The organism is Streptomyces sp. NPDC005811, assembly GCF_040630405.1.
Taxonomy (GTDB): Bacteria; Actinomycetota; Actinomycetes; order Streptomycetales; family Streptomycetaceae; genus Streptomyces.
The window spans coordinates 26,332-40,912 of sequence record NZ_JBEXXK010000055.1; the positions used below are offsets into that span (position 1 = coordinate 26,332).

The 14,581-nt window shown below is 73.5% G+C and carries 14 protein-coding genes; 9 read left to right on the top strand and 5 right to left on the bottom strand.

Translation table 11 applies throughout. The features are described 5' to 3' along the window. Positions 1-25 precede the first annotated feature (25 nt). The 9 genes from ABZ490_RS41155 (at position 26) to ABZ490_RS41195 (ending at position 7,960) form a co-directional block, all read left to right on the top strand. Positions 26-1,015: a DUF5937 family protein gene (locus tag ABZ490_RS41155; RefSeq protein ID WP_359002540.1), complete on the top strand. Its 990-nt coding sequence runs from the start codon at positions 26-28 to the stop codon at positions 1,013-1,015. A gap of 163 nt (positions 1,016-1,178) precedes the next feature. Beyond that, the gene (locus ABZ490_RS41160) at positions 1,179-2,792 is read left to right on the top strand and encodes an ATP-binding protein (protein ID WP_359002542.1); all 1,614 of its coding nucleotides are present in this window, start codon (positions 1,179-1,181) and stop codon (positions 2,790-2,792) included. Then, the gene (locus ABZ490_RS41165) at positions 2,789-3,196 is read left to right on the top strand and encodes a roadblock/LC7 domain-containing protein (RefSeq protein ID WP_359002544.1); all 408 of its coding nucleotides are present in this window, start codon (positions 2,789-2,791) and stop codon (positions 3,194-3,196) included. The genes ABZ490_RS41160 and ABZ490_RS41165 overlap by 4 nt, the downstream gene beginning before the upstream one ends. Beyond that, on the top strand, positions 3,193-3,540 hold the full coding sequence (locus ABZ490_RS41170; protein ID WP_359002546.1) for a DUF742 domain-containing protein: 348 nt from the start codon (positions 3,193-3,195) through the stop codon (positions 3,538-3,540). Before ABZ490_RS41165 ends, ABZ490_RS41170 begins: the two co-directional genes overlap by 4 nt. Positions 3,541-3,553: 13 nt before the next feature. Continuing rightward, positions 3,554-4,147: an ATP/GTP-binding protein gene (locus ABZ490_RS41175; protein WP_359002610.1), complete on the top strand. Its 594-nt coding sequence runs from the start codon at positions 3,554-3,556 to the stop codon at positions 4,145-4,147. Beyond that, the gene (locus ABZ490_RS41180; RefSeq protein ID WP_359002548.1) at positions 4,144-5,361 is read left to right on the top strand and encodes a cytochrome P450; all 1,218 of its coding nucleotides are present in this window, start codon (positions 4,144-4,146) and stop codon (positions 5,359-5,361) included. The genes ABZ490_RS41175 and ABZ490_RS41180 overlap by 4 nt, the downstream gene beginning before the upstream one ends. Before the next feature lie 2 nt (positions 5,362-5,363). Then, positions 5,364-6,599, top strand: coding sequence for a cytochrome P450 (locus ABZ490_RS41185; protein WP_359002550.1), 1,236 nt, complete (start codon positions 5,364-5,366; stop codon positions 6,597-6,599). A 145-nt stretch (positions 6,600-6,744) separates the two neighbouring features. Next, on the top strand, positions 6,745-7,287 hold the full coding sequence (locus ABZ490_RS41190; protein WP_359002552.1) for a GNAT family protein: 543 nt from the start codon (positions 6,745-6,747) through the stop codon (positions 7,285-7,287). 307 nt (positions 7,288-7,594) lie between these two features. Beyond that, positions 7,595-7,960 carry a hypothetical protein gene (locus ABZ490_RS41195; RefSeq protein ID WP_359002554.1) on the top strand — a complete coding sequence of 122 codons (366 nt, stop codon included), beginning with the start codon at positions 7,595-7,597 and terminating at the stop codon, positions 7,958-7,960. Here the strand turns inward: ABZ490_RS41195 and ABZ490_RS41200 are convergent. The 5 genes from ABZ490_RS41200 to ABZ490_RS41220 form a co-directional block, all read right to left on the bottom strand. Then, a complete protein-coding gene (locus ABZ490_RS41200; protein WP_359002612.1) occupies positions 7,951-8,880 on the bottom strand; it encodes a DMT family transporter in 930 nt (309 codons plus the stop codon). The two genes, ABZ490_RS41195 and ABZ490_RS41200, sit on opposite strands and share 10 nt — an antisense overlap. A gap of 164 nt (positions 8,881-9,044) precedes the next feature. After that, positions 9,045-9,383: a hypothetical protein gene (locus ABZ490_RS41205; RefSeq protein ID WP_359002556.1), complete on the bottom strand. Its 339-nt coding sequence runs from the start codon at positions 9,381-9,383 to the stop codon at positions 9,045-9,047. Positions 9,384-9,464: 81 nt separating this feature from the next. Further along, positions 9,465-10,730, bottom strand: coding sequence for a glycosyltransferase (locus ABZ490_RS41210; RefSeq protein ID WP_359002558.1), 1,266 nt, complete (start codon positions 10,728-10,730; stop codon positions 9,465-9,467). A 204-nt stretch (positions 10,731-10,934) separates the two neighbouring features. Continuing rightward, on the bottom strand, positions 10,935-11,510 hold the full coding sequence (locus tag ABZ490_RS41215; RefSeq protein WP_359002560.1) for a DUF6434 domain-containing protein: 576 nt from the start codon (positions 11,508-11,510) through the stop codon (positions 10,935-10,937). Positions 11,511-11,619: 109 nt separating this feature from the next. Beyond that, positions 11,620-14,514: a type 2 lanthipeptide synthetase LanM family protein gene (locus tag ABZ490_RS41220; RefSeq protein WP_359002562.1), complete on the bottom strand. Its 2,895-nt coding sequence runs from the start codon at positions 14,512-14,514 to the stop codon at positions 11,620-11,622. Positions 14,515-14,581 lie beyond the last annotated feature (67 nt).

The window sequence follows — 14,581 nt, forward strand, 5'->3', positions numbered from 1 at the left end:
CTTCTCCGCCCGCTGGAGGGCCTCCTTGCCCCTGCATCTGCGTTTCGGCGAGGACGACCTCCTGCGGTGCCGCTTCGCCGTGTCACCGCTGTGGGAGACCCAGGAAGCCGTCCGCACCCTGAACCGGCCCGACCGGCACGGCTTCCACGGGCCGTGGCTGCGGCGCATCCAGGAGGACGCGCGCGGACTGGACCTGGCCCCGCTGTGGCTGCTGATGCCCAGGAACGGGCACTCCCCGGACTGGCTCGGCCCGCAGCCGCTCGGCCCGGCGACGGCGTTCGACGAGGAACTCGCACGCGTCCGTGAGGCCGATCCGCGGGTCGCCCACCACGACACCGCACGCTCCCTGGCGGACACCCCGGGCGCCGCCGGCTCCCGGCTCGGCAGGGCCCTGCTTCGCGACATGAAACACACGATCACCCGGCTGGCCGACCTGCTGGAGGAGGCCTGGCACCTCCTGGTCGAACCGTACTGGCCACGGCTGCGGGCCCTGCTGGAGGCGGATGTCGCCTTCCACTCACGCCGCCTGGCCGAGACGGGCCTGGGCGGACTGCTGCCCCAGCTCGACCCGCGGATCAGTTGGCGGGCGGGAACCCTCACGGTGAACGCGCGGGGCGAGCACGAGCGCGACCTCGACGGCCGGGGCCTGGTCCTGATGCCCAGTGTGTTCTCGTGGCCGGACGTGGTGGGCGGCTTCGAACCGCCCTGGCAGCCGATGCTGGTCTATCCGGCCCGCGGCATCGGCGGCCTGTGGGCCGAGCCGGCCGCCGACGCCCCCGACACCCTGGTACGGCTGCTCGGGCGCGGGCGTGCCGCCGTGCTCGGTGCCCTGGGCGAGCCCGCGGGCACCACCACCCTGTCCCGCCGCCTGGGCCTCGCCCCGTCCTCCGTCTCCGCCCATCTCTCGGTCCTGCGGGACGCGGGCCTGCTCACCTCCCGCCGCTACGGCCACGAGGTCCTGTACGAACAGACCCCCCTGGGCATCGCCCTCGCGGCGGGCGGCGCCCCGGCGTGAAGCCAAGAGGTTCCTGTGGAGGTGGGCCGAAGCTATTGAGAGTGATCGAAACTCTCGTATAGTGACGCCCGGTTGATCAGTGACTACAACTTTCTGTGCATAATTTGCCCCCGAGGATGACACAAAGGCCGCTTTCCGGGCGGCCGCCCAAGGACCCTGAGCGATGAGCGCGCCCACCCCTTCCGACGCCCGATCCAGCCTTCGTTCGCTGCTCCCCCTGCCTTTGCTGACCGCGGCCCTGGCCGCACTCGCCGTCGCCTGGGCGGTCTCGTCCGTCCCCATGTCGGCGCGGACGACGGTGGGTTGGGGCGGTGCGATCGGCGGGGTCCTGCTCTGCGCGGCCGTCACCGCCGCCGTGACGGCGCGGCGATCCGCACGAGCCGCCCGCGCCGCGCTGCGCACGACGACGGCCGACGCCGAGCGGGTCACCCGCGAGCGCGACCTCCAGGCCGAGCAGTGGCGCCGCGAGCACCAACGGCACACCGACGCCGCCGCCCACGAACGCGCCCGGCTCGCCGAGGAGTTCACCCGCGAGCGCGCCGTACGCGCCAAGGACACGGAGGTCGAACGGGTGCGGCTCGCCGCGGAGGTGCGCAGCCTCACCGCGCAACTCGCCCGTTCCGTGGCCGAGCGCGACACCGCCGTCGCCGCCACCGCCAACGCCGCCGCCCGTATGCAGGCCCTGGCCACCGGCACCCTCGCCGACCTGCGCGCCATGGAGGAGCGGCACAGCGACGAGGACGTCCTCGCCGACCTGCTGCACCTGGACCACCGCACGGCGCAGGCCGGCCGCCTCGCCGACTCCGTCGCCGTGCTCACCGGGGCCCGGTCGGGCCGCCGTTGGGCACGCCCCATCTCCATGGAGTCCATCCTGCGCGGCGCCATGGGCCGGATCAGCGGCTACCAGCGCATCCGCCTGCACTCCGTCAGCGATGTCGCGGTGGCCGGACACGCGGCCGAGGGCGTGATGCACGCGCTCGCCGAACTGCTCGACAACGCCGCCAACTTCTCGCCCCCCAACGCCGAAGTCCACGTCTACGTCGAGGAGGTGCCCGCCGGCGCCATCGTCTCGGTGGAGGACAGCGGGCTCGTCATGAGCGACGTCCAGCTCCGCCGCGCCGAACAGGCCGTCACCGGCGACGTCACCGGACTCGGCGGACTCACCGGCACCCGGCTCGGCCTGGCCGTCGTGGGGCGTCTCTCGCGCAAGCACGGCATGAAGGTCTCCTTCCGGCCCTCCGCCCGGGGCGGCACCGGGGTGCTCATGCTCGTCCCCCAGGACATCCTCACCGCCGCGCCGTCCCCGGTACGGCTTCCCGTGGACCCGCGCCCGCTCAGCGCCCCGGCCCGCACGGCCGCCCCGGACCGCGACACCGCCGTACCCTCCGACGCCACGCCGTCCGAGGACGGGGCCCGGCCGCACGAGGAGAGCGACACCGCCCCGCAGCCGGGCGGCGGACTGCCCAAGCGGCGGCGCGGACAGACCCTGGCCGCCGCCGAGACCGCGCGGTCCGCCCAGGGCACCCCCCGCCCCACGGCCGCACCCGAGGACATCCGCACCCGCGCCACCCGCTTCGGCGCCTTCCGTCAGGCGGTCCGCGCGACCGACCCGGCGGAGCGCACCGGCGGCCACCGGCTGCCGCCCACCGGCGACGGCACGCACCCCGCCGGAGACGACGCGCACACCACGCCGTCACCCATCACGCCGTCCTCCCGCACCGGAACGGCCGCCGAAAGACCCACCCCCTCGCACCCGGAAGGCGACACCACCTCATGACCGGCACGACGACCGCCGACGAGAAGCTCACCTGGCTCATCGAAGGGCTCCTGGAGCGCACCCCCGGTGCCCGGCACGCCCTCGTGCTCTCCCGCGACGGGCTGAAGCTGTGCCGCACCCCGGAACTGACCGTCGACCAGGCCGACCAGCTCGCCGCCATCGCCGCCGGAATCCAGTCCCTGTCGCACGGCGCCTCGGTCGAGTTCGGTGACGGAAGCGGCGGTGTGCGCTCCTCGATGACCGAGTTCTACGGCGGCACGCTGTTCATCGTCGAGGCCGGCGAGGGCGCCCATCTGGCCGTCGTCACCGACGAGGAGGCCGAACCCGGCCTCGTCGGACACAACATGAGCGAGCTGGTCGAACAGCTCGGGGAACATCTGACGGCCCAGCCCCGCAGCGCATGAAGCGGCCCGGCAGGGACGACGCCCCCGACCGGCTGTACACCCTCACCCAGGGACGCAGCCGGTCCGGGCCCGACAGTCCCTTCGACCTCGTGACGCTCGTGGTGGCCGAGAGCGACGCCGCCCCCGGCATGCAGTCCGAGCACGCGGCGATCCTCGCCCTGACGAAGGCGCCCACCGCCGTGGTGGAGGTCGCCGCCGAGCTGGGGCTGCCCGTGAGCATCACCAAGATCCTGCTGTCCGACCTCCTCGCCGCGGGCAAGGTCAGCGCCCGCCACCCCCGCATCTCGGTCCTCCCCGACCCCGACATCCTGGAGCAGGTGCTCGTTGGACTCCGCAACCTCTGAGGCACGCACGCCGCTGGGTGCCTCCGCCGACAACGGTCTGAAGATCGTCGTCGTGGGCGGCTTCGGTGTCGGAAAGACCACCATGGTCCGTTCGGTCAGCGAGATCCGTCCCCTCAACACCGAGGAGACGATGACCCGCGCCGGCGAGACCGTCGACGACATCAGCGAGATCCGCGGGAAGACCGCGACCACCGTCGCCTTCGACTTCGGCCGGATCACCCTCGACGCGCGCAACGTGCTCTACCTCTTCGGCGCACCCGGCCAGGAACGCTTCTGGTTCCTGTGGGACCGGCTGTTCTCCGGCACCCTCGGCGCGGTCGTCCTGCTCGACACCCGCCGTATCGACGACTCCTGGTACGCCATCGACCGGCTGGAGCGGCACGGTACGCCGTTCATCGTCGCCTGCAACGACTTCGGCGGCCCCCGCCACTCCCACGACGACGTCCGCGAGGCCCTCGACCTCGACCCGCGCGTGCCCCTGGTCGACTGCGACGCCCGCTCCCGCGAGTCCAGCAAACAGGTCCTCATCACGCTCGTCCAGCACATCCAGCACCGGTACGCCGGTACGACGGCCCAAGCCGCCGCATCACCACGGGAGTTCGCGTGAGCACCGACGCCGTTCCGCTCAGCGGTCCCCGCTTCCAGAGCGAACCCGCCCGGCTCTACCGGGAGATGCGCGCCGAGCACGGAGCCGTCACCCCCGTCCTGCTCGACGGCGACGTCCCGGCCTGGCTCGTCCTCGGCTACCGCGAACTGCACCAGGTCACGGGCGACCCGGTCCTGTTCAGCCGCGACTCCGACCTGTGGAACCAGTGGGACACCATCCCCGGCGACTGGCCCCTGCTGCCCATGATCGGCCGCAAGCAGCCGTCGATCCTCTACACGGTCGGCGAGCGCCACCGCGAACGCGCCGCCATGATCAGCAACGCGCTGGAGGCCAGCGACCCCGCCCAACTGCGCCGCCACGCCGAACGGTTCGCCGACGAGCTGATCGACGCCCTCTGCGCCAAGGGGACCGCCGACATCGTCGGGCAGTACGCCATGCTGCTGCCCGTACGCGTCCTGGCGCGGCTGTACGGCTTCCCCGACGAGGACGGGCCGGGCCTGGTCACCGCGCTCAACGACATGATCGACGGCCGTGAGCGCGCCCTCGCCGGGCAGAGCCATCTCGCCACCTCCATGGGCGAGTTGCTCGCCGCCCGCCGGGCCGCCCCCGCCGACGACGTGGTCTCCCGGATGCTGGCCGACCCCAGCGGCTTCACCGACGAGGAGATCGCCCAGGACCTGATGGTGATGATGGCGGCCGGGCACCAGCCCACCGCCGACTGGATCGGCAACTCGCTGCGGCTGATGCTCACCGACTCCCGGTTCGCCGCCTCCCTCTTCGGCGGACGCAACAGCGTCGCGGAGGCCATGAACGAGGTGCTCTGGGAGGACACGCCCACCCAGAACGTCGCAGGCCGCTGGGCGTCCCGCGACACCCACCTCGGCGGACAGCTCGTCCGGGCCGGCGATCTGCTCCTCCTCGGCCTCCAGGCGGCCAACTCCGACCCCCAGGTGCGTCCCGTCGGCGGTGACCTCACCGGCGGCAACAACGCGCACTTCTCCTTCGGCCACGGCGAGCACCGCTGCCCGTTCCCCGCCCAGGAGATCGCCGAAGTGATCGCCCGGACCGCCCTCGAGGTCGTCCTGGACCGGCTGCCCGACATCGACCTCGACGTCCCCGCCGAGTCCCTGACGCGCCGCCCCTCGCCCTGGCTGCGCGGGCTGACGGAACTGCCCGTGCGGTTCACCCCCACCCCTGCCCTGGGAGGCAACTGATCATGACGTCCGGCACCGAAGAACTGCGGATCGCCCTGGATCCGTTCGTCACCGACCTGGACGGTGAGAGTGCCAGGCTGCGCGCGGCCGGACCGCTGGCCGCGGTCGAGCTGCCCGGGGGCGTGCCCGTGTGGGCCGTCACCCGGCACGCCGAGGCCAAGGCGCTGCTGACGGACCCGCGCCTGGTCAAGGACATCGAGGTGTGGGGCGCCTGGCGGCGCGGCGAGATCCCGCCGGACTGGCCCCTGATCGGCCTGGCCAACCCCGGCCGCTCCATGCTGACCGTGGACGGCGCCGACCACCGCAGGATGCGCGGACTCGTCGCCCAGGCCCTCACCCCGCGCCGGGTGGAGACCCTGCGCGAGCGGATCACCGAGCTGACCGCGCAGCTCCTTGACCGGCTGCCCGCCGACGCCGATGTCGTCGACCTCAAGGCGGAGTTCGCCTACCCGCTGCCGATGTACGTCGTCGCCGACCTCATGGGCATCGAGGAGAGCCGGCTCCCGCGGCTGAAGGAGCTGTTCGAGAAGTTCTTCTCGACGCAGACCCCGCCCGAGGAGGTCGTCGCCACCCTGGTCGAACTGGCGGGGATCATGGCCGAGACGGTCGCCGCGAAGAAGGCCGCCCCCGGCGACGACCTGACCAGCGCGCTCATCCAGGCCTCGGACGACGGCGACCGGCTCACCGACGAGGAGATCGTCTCCACCCTCCAGCTCATGGTCGCCGCCGGCCACGAGACGACGATCTCCCTCATCGTCAACGCCGTCGTCAACCTCTCCACCCACCCCGACCAGCGGGCCCTCGTCCTCTCGGGCAAGGCGGACTGGTCGGCGGTGGTCGAGGAGACACTGCGCTGGTCCACCCCGACCTCGCACGTGCTGATCCGGTTCGCGACCGAGGACGTGCAGGTCGGCGACCGTGTCCTCCCGGCGGGCGACGCGCTGATCATCTCGTACGGCGCGATAGGCCGCGACGAGGAGGCGCACGGCCCCACCGCAGGCGACTTCGACATCACGCGCGAGACCCGCACCCGCCACATCTCCTTCGGCCACGGCCCGCACGTGTGCCCCGGCGCGGCCCTGTCCCGTCTGGAGGCGGACGTGGCACTGCCCGCGCTGTACGCCCGCTTCCCCGGCCTGGACCTCGCGGTACCGCCGTCGGCCCTGCGCAACAAGCCGGTGGTGACCCAGAACGACCTCTTCGAACTCCCGGTCCGCCTCACCCCGTCCTCCGACTGACCCGACATCGGAACCCCTCCCCCCGCCCGGCCCCGCGTCCTGCGACACGGCCGGCCGGCGGGAGGCGAGGACCCGTACGAGGCGGTGCCCTCGGGGTTGACATATTGGTTTGCCGCCGACCGGTCCGGCCGGATAGGAAGCTTCCATGCTTAGAGGCAGCAAGGTCGGGCTCAGGGCCCGGCACGAGGAGGACATCCCGATCCTGCGGGCCGAGCTCTACAACGACGTGGTCAACGCCTCGCGGGCCGAGGGCACGCCGTGGCGCCCGATGTCGCCCGAGGCGAAGGACCCGCGGCTCGTGGTGGACGACAAGGCGCAGGGAAGCGTCCCGTTCTCCGTGGTGGAGCTGGAGGGCGGCACACTGGTCGGCACGGCGAACCTGTGGGGCATAGACACCCACAACCGGGTCGCGCACATCGGACTGGGGCTGCTCCCGGCCTCCCGCGGCAAGGGCTACGGCACGGACGTGGTCGCGGTGCTGTGCCACTACGGTTTCGTCGTCCGCGGTCTGCACCGCCTCCAGATCGAGACACTCGCGGACAACGCCGCGATGCTGCGCTCCGCCGAACGCAACGGCTTCGTCCGCGAGGGCGTGCTGCGCTCCTCGGCCTGGGTGATGGGCGAGTTCCTGGACGAGGTCCTGCTCGGACTCCTCGCCCAGGACTGGAAGCCCGACCCGAAGGACTAGTTCAGGCGTCGGCTCGGCCTCGGCGGCGTCGGGGCCGTCGCCACGGCGCCCCCGCTCCTCGCCGACCGCTTCGTCGCGGCCCTGCCGGCCCCCGCGGCTGACCGCGCGCCGGCGGAGCAGTGCTCGGAGGGGGAGGCGGAGGCGCGGGCGTGCGGGGCATTCGGCGGTGATCCGCGCGCCGTATGCTCCGCATTCGGCCCATCGTGGCGTTTACCTGGATTGCCCGCTTGTCGTCCGTTCCGTGCCCCCACCATGGCGTCTGAGAGGCTTCCGCGTCCGCGGGACCTCGAGACGAAAGGACATGTGTATGCGAGGCAAGCAGGCGATCGGCGCGGGCGTCCTGGCACTGGCTCTGGTGTCCGGAGCCGGCTGGGCGGCCCAGGCCACGAGCAGCGAACCCGCCGCGGCCAAGGCGCCGGCCCGGGCCGCGACCGTGGACGGCTACCAGATCGTCCAGCTCCCCAACGCCAACGTGCCCAACTTCCAGCGCAGGACCGTGTACTGCCCGGCCGGCAAGAGGGTCATCGGGGGTGGCGGCGAGGCCCAGGGCAACGGCGCGATCCTGGTCGGCAGCTTCCCCACCCCGGACGGCACCGGCTGGATCGCCCTCGGGCGGCAGGACGGCTACTCCAGCGTCGGCATCAGCGTGTACGCGATCTGCGCCTACGTCTGATCGGCTGACGCGGGGGGTGGTTCCGGCCGTCCGGCCGGGACCACCCCCTGTTGTTCTTGTGCCACCAGCGTCCGCGCGAGGGGAGTCCGCGACAGGGTGAGGACCCCCGCGACGATCAGCGCGACCCCGCACAGCTGGGGCAGCAGCCACCACCCGGAGCGGACGGCCTCCTCGTACAGGGTGATGCCGAGGACGAGGCTCACCGCCGCGTCGCCGAGTGTGAGCGCGGGCTGCGAAGCGACCAGGGGGCCGGCCTGCATCGCGTTCTCCAGCAGGAACAGCGCGCAGACGCCGGTGGCGGCGAACGCGTACGTCTGCCAGGCGGAGAGAAAGCCCACGAGTCCCTGTTCGTCGAGGATGTGGGTGGAGGACTTCATCAGCGCCGCGGTCACGGCGTAACCGATCGCCGTCGCCGCACCCAGACAGGCCGCCCGGGCCCGGCCCTCCGGGCGCCGCAGGGCCGCGAGCGCCAGCACGACGACCGCCCCCGAGCAGACGGCGAGCGCGGGGATCCAGCGGTCCGGGGGCACCTGGGTGCGGTTGCCGGTGGGGGACGCGGCGGCGAGGGCGACCGCGAGTCCGGCCACCACCGTGGCCACCGCGAGCCAGCCCCTGCCCGGCAGCCGCCGGTGCAGCAGCACGGAGGCGGCGACGAGCGTGAGCGGCAACTCCAGGACGAACAGGGGCTGCACGATCGTCAGCGGCCCCGTCGCCAGTGCCGCCGCCTGGCAGACCGCGGCGCCGATCACCGCGAGCATCCCCGCCAGCCAGACGGGCCGGCGCAGCAGGTCGAGCATCAGGCCGGCCCGGAAACCCGCGGAGCGTGGCACGGTCAGCGCCGCCTTGCGCTGGAGCACCGTCGCGAGCGCGTTGCTGAGGGCCGCGCAGATCGCGAGGAGGACGGGGAGCGCGGTGCGCAGTGCGGCCACCTCCGGGATCGACGGGCAGGGGGTGCCGGCGGTGCCGGTCCTGCCATGGTCGCCCGGATGGGAGGCGGGCGCGATCGCAGTCACCTCGCGGACGGCGCCATCGAGTGGGAGTACCTGCTGGTCACCGCCGGCGGGAACCCCGGCAGGAACCCCGGCTAGGCGCGGGGGTGGGCCACCGCAGCCCGTTGCAGCTCCACCGCCGCCACCAGGCTCAGGCGGGGCTCCGCCCGGCGCAGCGCCTTCACCGCCGCGACCGAACCCACGTCTCCCGTGAATCCGGTGGCGGACAGCCGGTCATGGACCCACCGGGCGCGCAGCCGGGAGTCGGAGTCGGTGGCGGTGACGGCGATCAGGGCGGCCGCGCGTTCCAGGCCCGGGCGTTCCTCGGGCGTGGCCCGCGCCAGCGCCTCGCGCAGCGCCGCCGCCATCACGTCCGCGTCCCGGATCGTCAGGACGACGTCCTGCTTCTCGCTCAGCTTGCCGATACCCATCATGTGGATCATCGTGACCGCCCTGTACCCGGTGGGGCAAGCGACTTGAGCCGGCTCAGAGCCTTGCCCGGCACCCGCGCGGCATCAGTAGTTCTGGTTCTCGCTCTCCGCGGTCAGCCACTCCATGTGCGCGTGGAACTGCTGCCCCGCCTGCTGGAACAGCGGGTGCTCCCCGGCCTGGAGGCTCTGGACGCCGAACTCCGAGCTGAGATGCTCGTCCACCGCCCGGATGAGGGCGAACGGCCCCGTGGCGGCGGGGCCGGCCAGGTGCAGTTCCTCGGCGTCCATGGCCTCGACGGACCCCGCGATCCGCCGGATCAGCTTCTCCATGACGGCGGAATCGCGCTGCGCCATGATGAAGTGGTTGCCGTAGCCGCCCGTGTCCAGGAGGTAGCGTGCCGCGGTCCTGATCTGGTCCGCGGTCGGCGTTCCCGTGACGGGCGCGGCCGCCACCGCTTCGAGCGGCGTGCTCAAGCTGCTTTTGTCCCGGATGAGCGGTCCGAGGGCCGGGACGTCCGTCTCGCGGAGCGTCGGCCGGGCCTGCCGGAGATCGACCGTCCCCGACCCCAGGTCCACATCGGCGTACACTCCGCCGAGCTTCTTGAGGATGCTGTACCGGGCGATGTCCGAGGCGAGCGGATACGCCTTCTTCGGCCCCGTGGTGGCCGTCTCGTACGTGGCCGCCAGCCGTGGGTCGATGGCGTCCTCGATCTTCTTGAACTCGATCGCCTTGGCCATCCGCACCCTGGCCGTACTGCCCATCGGCCACGTGCTGAGCCGGTCGGTCCAGAGATTGATCCGCCAGTCGGAGTTCTGCGCCTTCGCCGCCCACGCCAGGACGTTGTCGAGGGCGTCCTTGCTGATGGGGCCGCCGATCCAGATGAAGTGGACCAGGGGCGGGATGCGCGGGCGCTCCTCGGCGGGGAACTGATCCACCACCGTGCGCAGGTCGGCGAGATAGGCCGGCTGCGGAACCAGGGCCTCGAGACGCCTGAAGACGAGGGAGACCGCCTCGTGGTTGCCCTTGGCGAGCGCGTCGAACACGAACTGGCGGACGTCCCGCTCGTTGTCGGAGTCCACGGCCTGCGGACCCCCGTCCCCCGCGTACGTGACATTGAGCGGGGCGCGCTGCACGGTCGGCAGGGGCTCGGCGCCGGCCGTGTGCCCGCAGCCGGGACCGTGCGCGTGCCGCTGTTCCTCGACGAGCCGGGCGATCGCGGCGTTGCCCGCGGCCGACTGAAGGACCGTCACGCCGCCGCGGTCCACCGGCGTCCCGGGCGTCCAGCTCTTCGCGGCGACCGCCCGAGGCACCGGCCTGGCCTGGGGCTTCTGCTGGGCAGATGCGTTCACCGCAGCGTGCTCGCGCGTCAAAAGAACTCCTGATCCTCTGGTGGACGCCCCGGGACGGGAACAGTCCTCACATCCACCCTCGACAGCCGACGACCGCACCACAAGGACCGGACGGCCCGACTCGGGGGCAGGGTCCCTTGCCCGGCCGGTGCGACGGGAGACACCGCGGGCGCGCCGAGGGGGCGTCGAGGGCGTGCCGGACGGTCACCGGTCCCGGGGGAGCGCGCGGTGGGCGTGCCAGGCCGCACGGGCCTGGGCGCGGGTGCCGGCCGGGTTCCGGCGGTGCCAGGCACTGGTGAAGCGGTTGTACTCGAACTGCTCCTCGATCTCGCGGGGCCGGGCCGCGTCCGGGCGGGTCGCGTGCCAGTGGGCGACCGCGTCCGCCAGGGTCCGGCCGGGGTTGCGGGCGATGAACTCACGCATGAAGGCGTCGAAGTGGAAGCCGGGGCCGATCGCTTCGAGGAAGTACCGCCGCAGAACCTGGCTGCACCGCTGGCCCTCCGGGATCACGGTGGTGCCGTCGACGGGCTCGGTCAGCTGTGCGCCCGCCGGGCGGCGGCGGGGCGGCGCGGCCGGCAGGGGCAGGCCGTCCAGCGCCGCGGCGAGCCGGGAGGTGAGGGCCGTCTTGCCGCCCTGGCGCGCGACGCCCATCGTGCGGGCGAGGCCGGTGAGTTCGTCCAGGGTCCAGTACCAGCGCAGCAGTTCGGCGCCGGTGAGGCCGGCCGTCAGCGGTGGCCTGGGCTCGCCGGCTGTCGTACTGGTGTTCTGGTTCTCGTTCATGGCCGCCATTCTGCCGGGTCACACGCCCCGGGCCGCGTGCACGCCCCAGGGCCGCACGCCCCGGTCCGCACGCCCTGGGGTGCACGGCCCCCTTCCGGTGGTCCGGTTCTCATCCGGGTGCGCCGCGGTCCGGGAGCAGCGGGTCCAGGAGGAGAGGGTCGGGCAGGTCGGCGGCGGGGTGCATGCGCAGGAGGGTGTGGACGACTCCGGCGAGGCCCGCCATCAGACTGGGGGAGAAGGCCTCGCGGGCCAGGCCGCCGGTGGGGCCGCGTTGTTCGAGGCTGGTGAGGATCTCCCCGTCGAACTGGGCGGTGCGGTCGGGCGCGAGGGCGGTGAGGAGTTCCCACAGGCCGAGGTCGCCGTGGCACAGGGTGTGGCTCCAGCCGAAGCCCTCGGCGGCGCAGGCGCGGGCGGCGCGTCGGGCCATGTCGAGGCGGGCGGGATCGCCGGTGCGCCGGTGGAGGTCGAGCATGGCGATGCCGATGCCCGCGCTGCCGTGGCACCAGCTCGTGAAGAAGTCCTCCTCAGCGCCGATCCGGGCGTCGAGCCAGTTGTCCTCGCCGGGCTGCCAGAGGGATTCCTGGTAGGCGAAGGCCTGTCCGGCGAGCCGGCTCCAACCCTCCCGCTCGACGGCGGTGCCCGCGTCGCCGAGGGAGAGCCGGGCCAGCGCCCAGCCGATGCCGGTGGCCCCGTGGGCGAAGCCGCCGATGCCCTGCGGGTTGAGCCGGGTGGTCCAGCGCGCGCCGGCCGGGTCGTGCACGGCCAGTGCGCTCAGCCGGCGGCCGACCCGGGCGGCGGCGGCCGCCCACCGGTCCTCCCCGGTCGCGGCGGCCAGATCGAGCAGAGGGACGACGGCGCCCGCGGCCCCGTTGAGGAGGTCGACCTCGATGTCGTCCTCCACGAGCGGGCCTTCGGCGAGGGGGAGCGCGCGCAGGGCCGCTCGCCTCAGCATCGACGGATCGCCCAGGACGCGGTGCAGCGCCAGCCACGTCCACACCTGGGACGCGGCGCCGCTGAACGCGCCCGCCGAGGGCGGCACGGCCGTCAGATCCTCGGTGCCGACCAGGACGCGCAACGCCCCGTCGAAGGTGTCGGCGACCCCCGGCACCTCGTCCGCCCGTCCGGCCCGCACCTCGGCCAGGTACTCGGCGAGTGCCAGGGCGACCCCGCCCTGTCCCGTGTAGAGATCGGCGGGCAGCACTCTGATGGACCATCCGGCGGGCGTGAACACGGGGCTGATCCAGGTGACCGTGCCGTCCGGACCGCGCACGGCCCCGTCGCACAGCCGCCGTACCATCCCCGCGGCCAGGTCGCGACGGCGCCGCTCCCGGTCCCGGGCGTGCGGGCGGTGGGCGGCGGACCGCACCCGGCCGGGCAGCGACCGTTCGTTGAGGTAGGCGCCGACCAGGGCGTCCTGGATGACCGACTCCTCCAGCGGCAGATCGGCCGTCCGCCAGTCCCGTACCGTCGCCCCGACCGCTGCGGAGTCCACCGTGAAGGTGCACATCGGCACGTCTCCGACCAGGAGGTCGGAGATCTCGCCCTCGATGGCCACCCGGTCGGTGGGCGCTCCCGGCAGCACCTCGGCGTTGCGGCGCAGGATGTCCCGGGCCCGTTCGACGGCCGCGGGCTCGTCGTGGAGCGACGCCGGGTGCCACAGCATCCGGCCGATGTCGACGTAGGCCTGCGTGGGCCGCAGGATCCGCCGCGCCCGCGCGCCCTCGAAGCGGCGCAGCAGCCGGTGCGGGTCCGTGCCGGGCCGCCGCAGGTGGGCGGTCATCTCGCGGAATCCGGCGAGGATCCGGTCCCAGTACGCGCTCAGCACCGGGGCGGGACTGGGGTGGTTGCCCGCGGTGGGCATGGCGACGAGGCCGACCTCGAAGCGGGCGGCGCCGGTGCCGCCCTGCGCGATCACCGGGTGCGGGATCAGCGGCTGCTGGCCGGGCAGCGCCCCGATCCCCGAGATGTCGACCCCGCCCAGCGCGAAGCCGGTGCCGCGTACGGGCAGCAGTCCGGTGCGCAGCACGGTGCGGCGGATCGCCGCGGCCGCCACGTCGACCGCGGCGCCGCGTCCGCTGGGCGGGAACGGCGCGGGGGCGTCGAAGAGGGTCTCGGCGTCGACGACGACCGGCACCGGACCGGCCGCGATCATGTTCTCGGCGTGCATGTCGGTGCCGCCCGTCAGCCGCAGGACGGCCAGCCAGTGGCCGATGTTGCGGTAGAAGACGGCGAGTTCGCCGTCGTCGGCGCAGTAGCGGTGGTGGACGAACTCGGCCCAGCCGTAGCCCTCGCGGGCCAGGGTGCGCGGCACGCGGATGCGCTCGTGCGGCGCCGGGGCGTCGGCGAGGTCCGTGAACAGCTCCTCCAGCAGCTCGCCCAGCGCCAGGTCGATCCGGGACGACCGGGGCTTGTACATGACGCTCGTGTCGTCGAAGTCGACCCGGCTGACGGTCAGTCCGCCCCGGTGGGTGTCGCCCGCCCCGAAGGTCACGGCCCGCAGCCGTCCGGTGTCCGTCCCGCACAGCGGGCGCAGCACTTCCCGGTCCGCGGCGAACCGTTCGGCGAAACCGGCCGTCGCGCCCACCGACTGCCGCGCCACCGACGCGATCCGCCGGCCCACGACGGGATACCGGCCGGCCAGCCGCTCGAGATAGCCGTCCTGGGAGGCCAGCTCGATGAACGCGGCCCAGGACGCCGTGTCGGACGCTCCGGCTCCGGCTCGCGCGCCGCCTTCCGCACCGTCCGCCGCGATGCGCAGCGCGTGGAGTTCGATGAGGAATAGCCGGGACAGCTTCGCGTGCAGGGACCGGAGCAGCGCGGTGTGACCGGCCTCCAGCACCACGTCCCGTTCCCCGGCGCCGAGCGTGTCGACATCGGCCAGCCGCCGCGCGAGCTCCTCCCGCCAGGGGCGGGCCAGGACGCGTACGGGGCGGGCGAACCACTCCGTCTCGTCCCCGTCCCCCTGTGCCGGTTCCCTCGGCCGCACCGGAGCAGATCCGTTCACCTTCCACCGTCCCTGGTCCACCGGATGTGTGTGCCCGTCCGCCTACGCGCCCGCGAAGGGGCGGGGG

Coding starts and splice junctions, on each gene's coding strand:
- ABZ490_RS41160 (WP_359002542.1), top strand. CDS start 1,179: ATGAGCGCGCCCACCCCTTCCGACGCCCGATCCAGCCTTCGTTCGCTG.
- ABZ490_RS41165 (WP_359002544.1), top strand. CDS start 2,789: ATGACCGGCACGACGACCGCCGACGAGAAGCTCACCTGGCTCATCGAA.
- ABZ490_RS41170 (WP_359002546.1), top strand. CDS start 3,193: ATGAAGCGGCCCGGCAGGGACGACGCCCCCGACCGGCTGTACACCCTC.
- ABZ490_RS41185 (WP_359002550.1), top strand. CDS start 5,364: ATGACGTCCGGCACCGAAGAACTGCGGATCGCCCTGGATCCGTTCGTC.
- ABZ490_RS41190 (WP_359002552.1), top strand. CDS start 6,745: ATGCTTAGAGGCAGCAAGGTCGGGCTCAGGGCCCGGCACGAGGAGGAC.
- ABZ490_RS41195 (WP_359002554.1), top strand. CDS start 7,595: ATGCGAGGCAAGCAGGCGATCGGCGCGGGCGTCCTGGCACTGGCTCTG.
- ABZ490_RS41205 (WP_359002556.1), bottom strand. CDS start 9,383: ATGATGGGTATCGGCAAGCTGAGCGAGAAGCAGGACGTCGTCCTGACG.
- ABZ490_RS41215 (WP_359002560.1), bottom strand. CDS start 11,510: ATGAACGAGAACCAGAACACCAGTACGACAGCCGGCGAGCCCAGGCCA.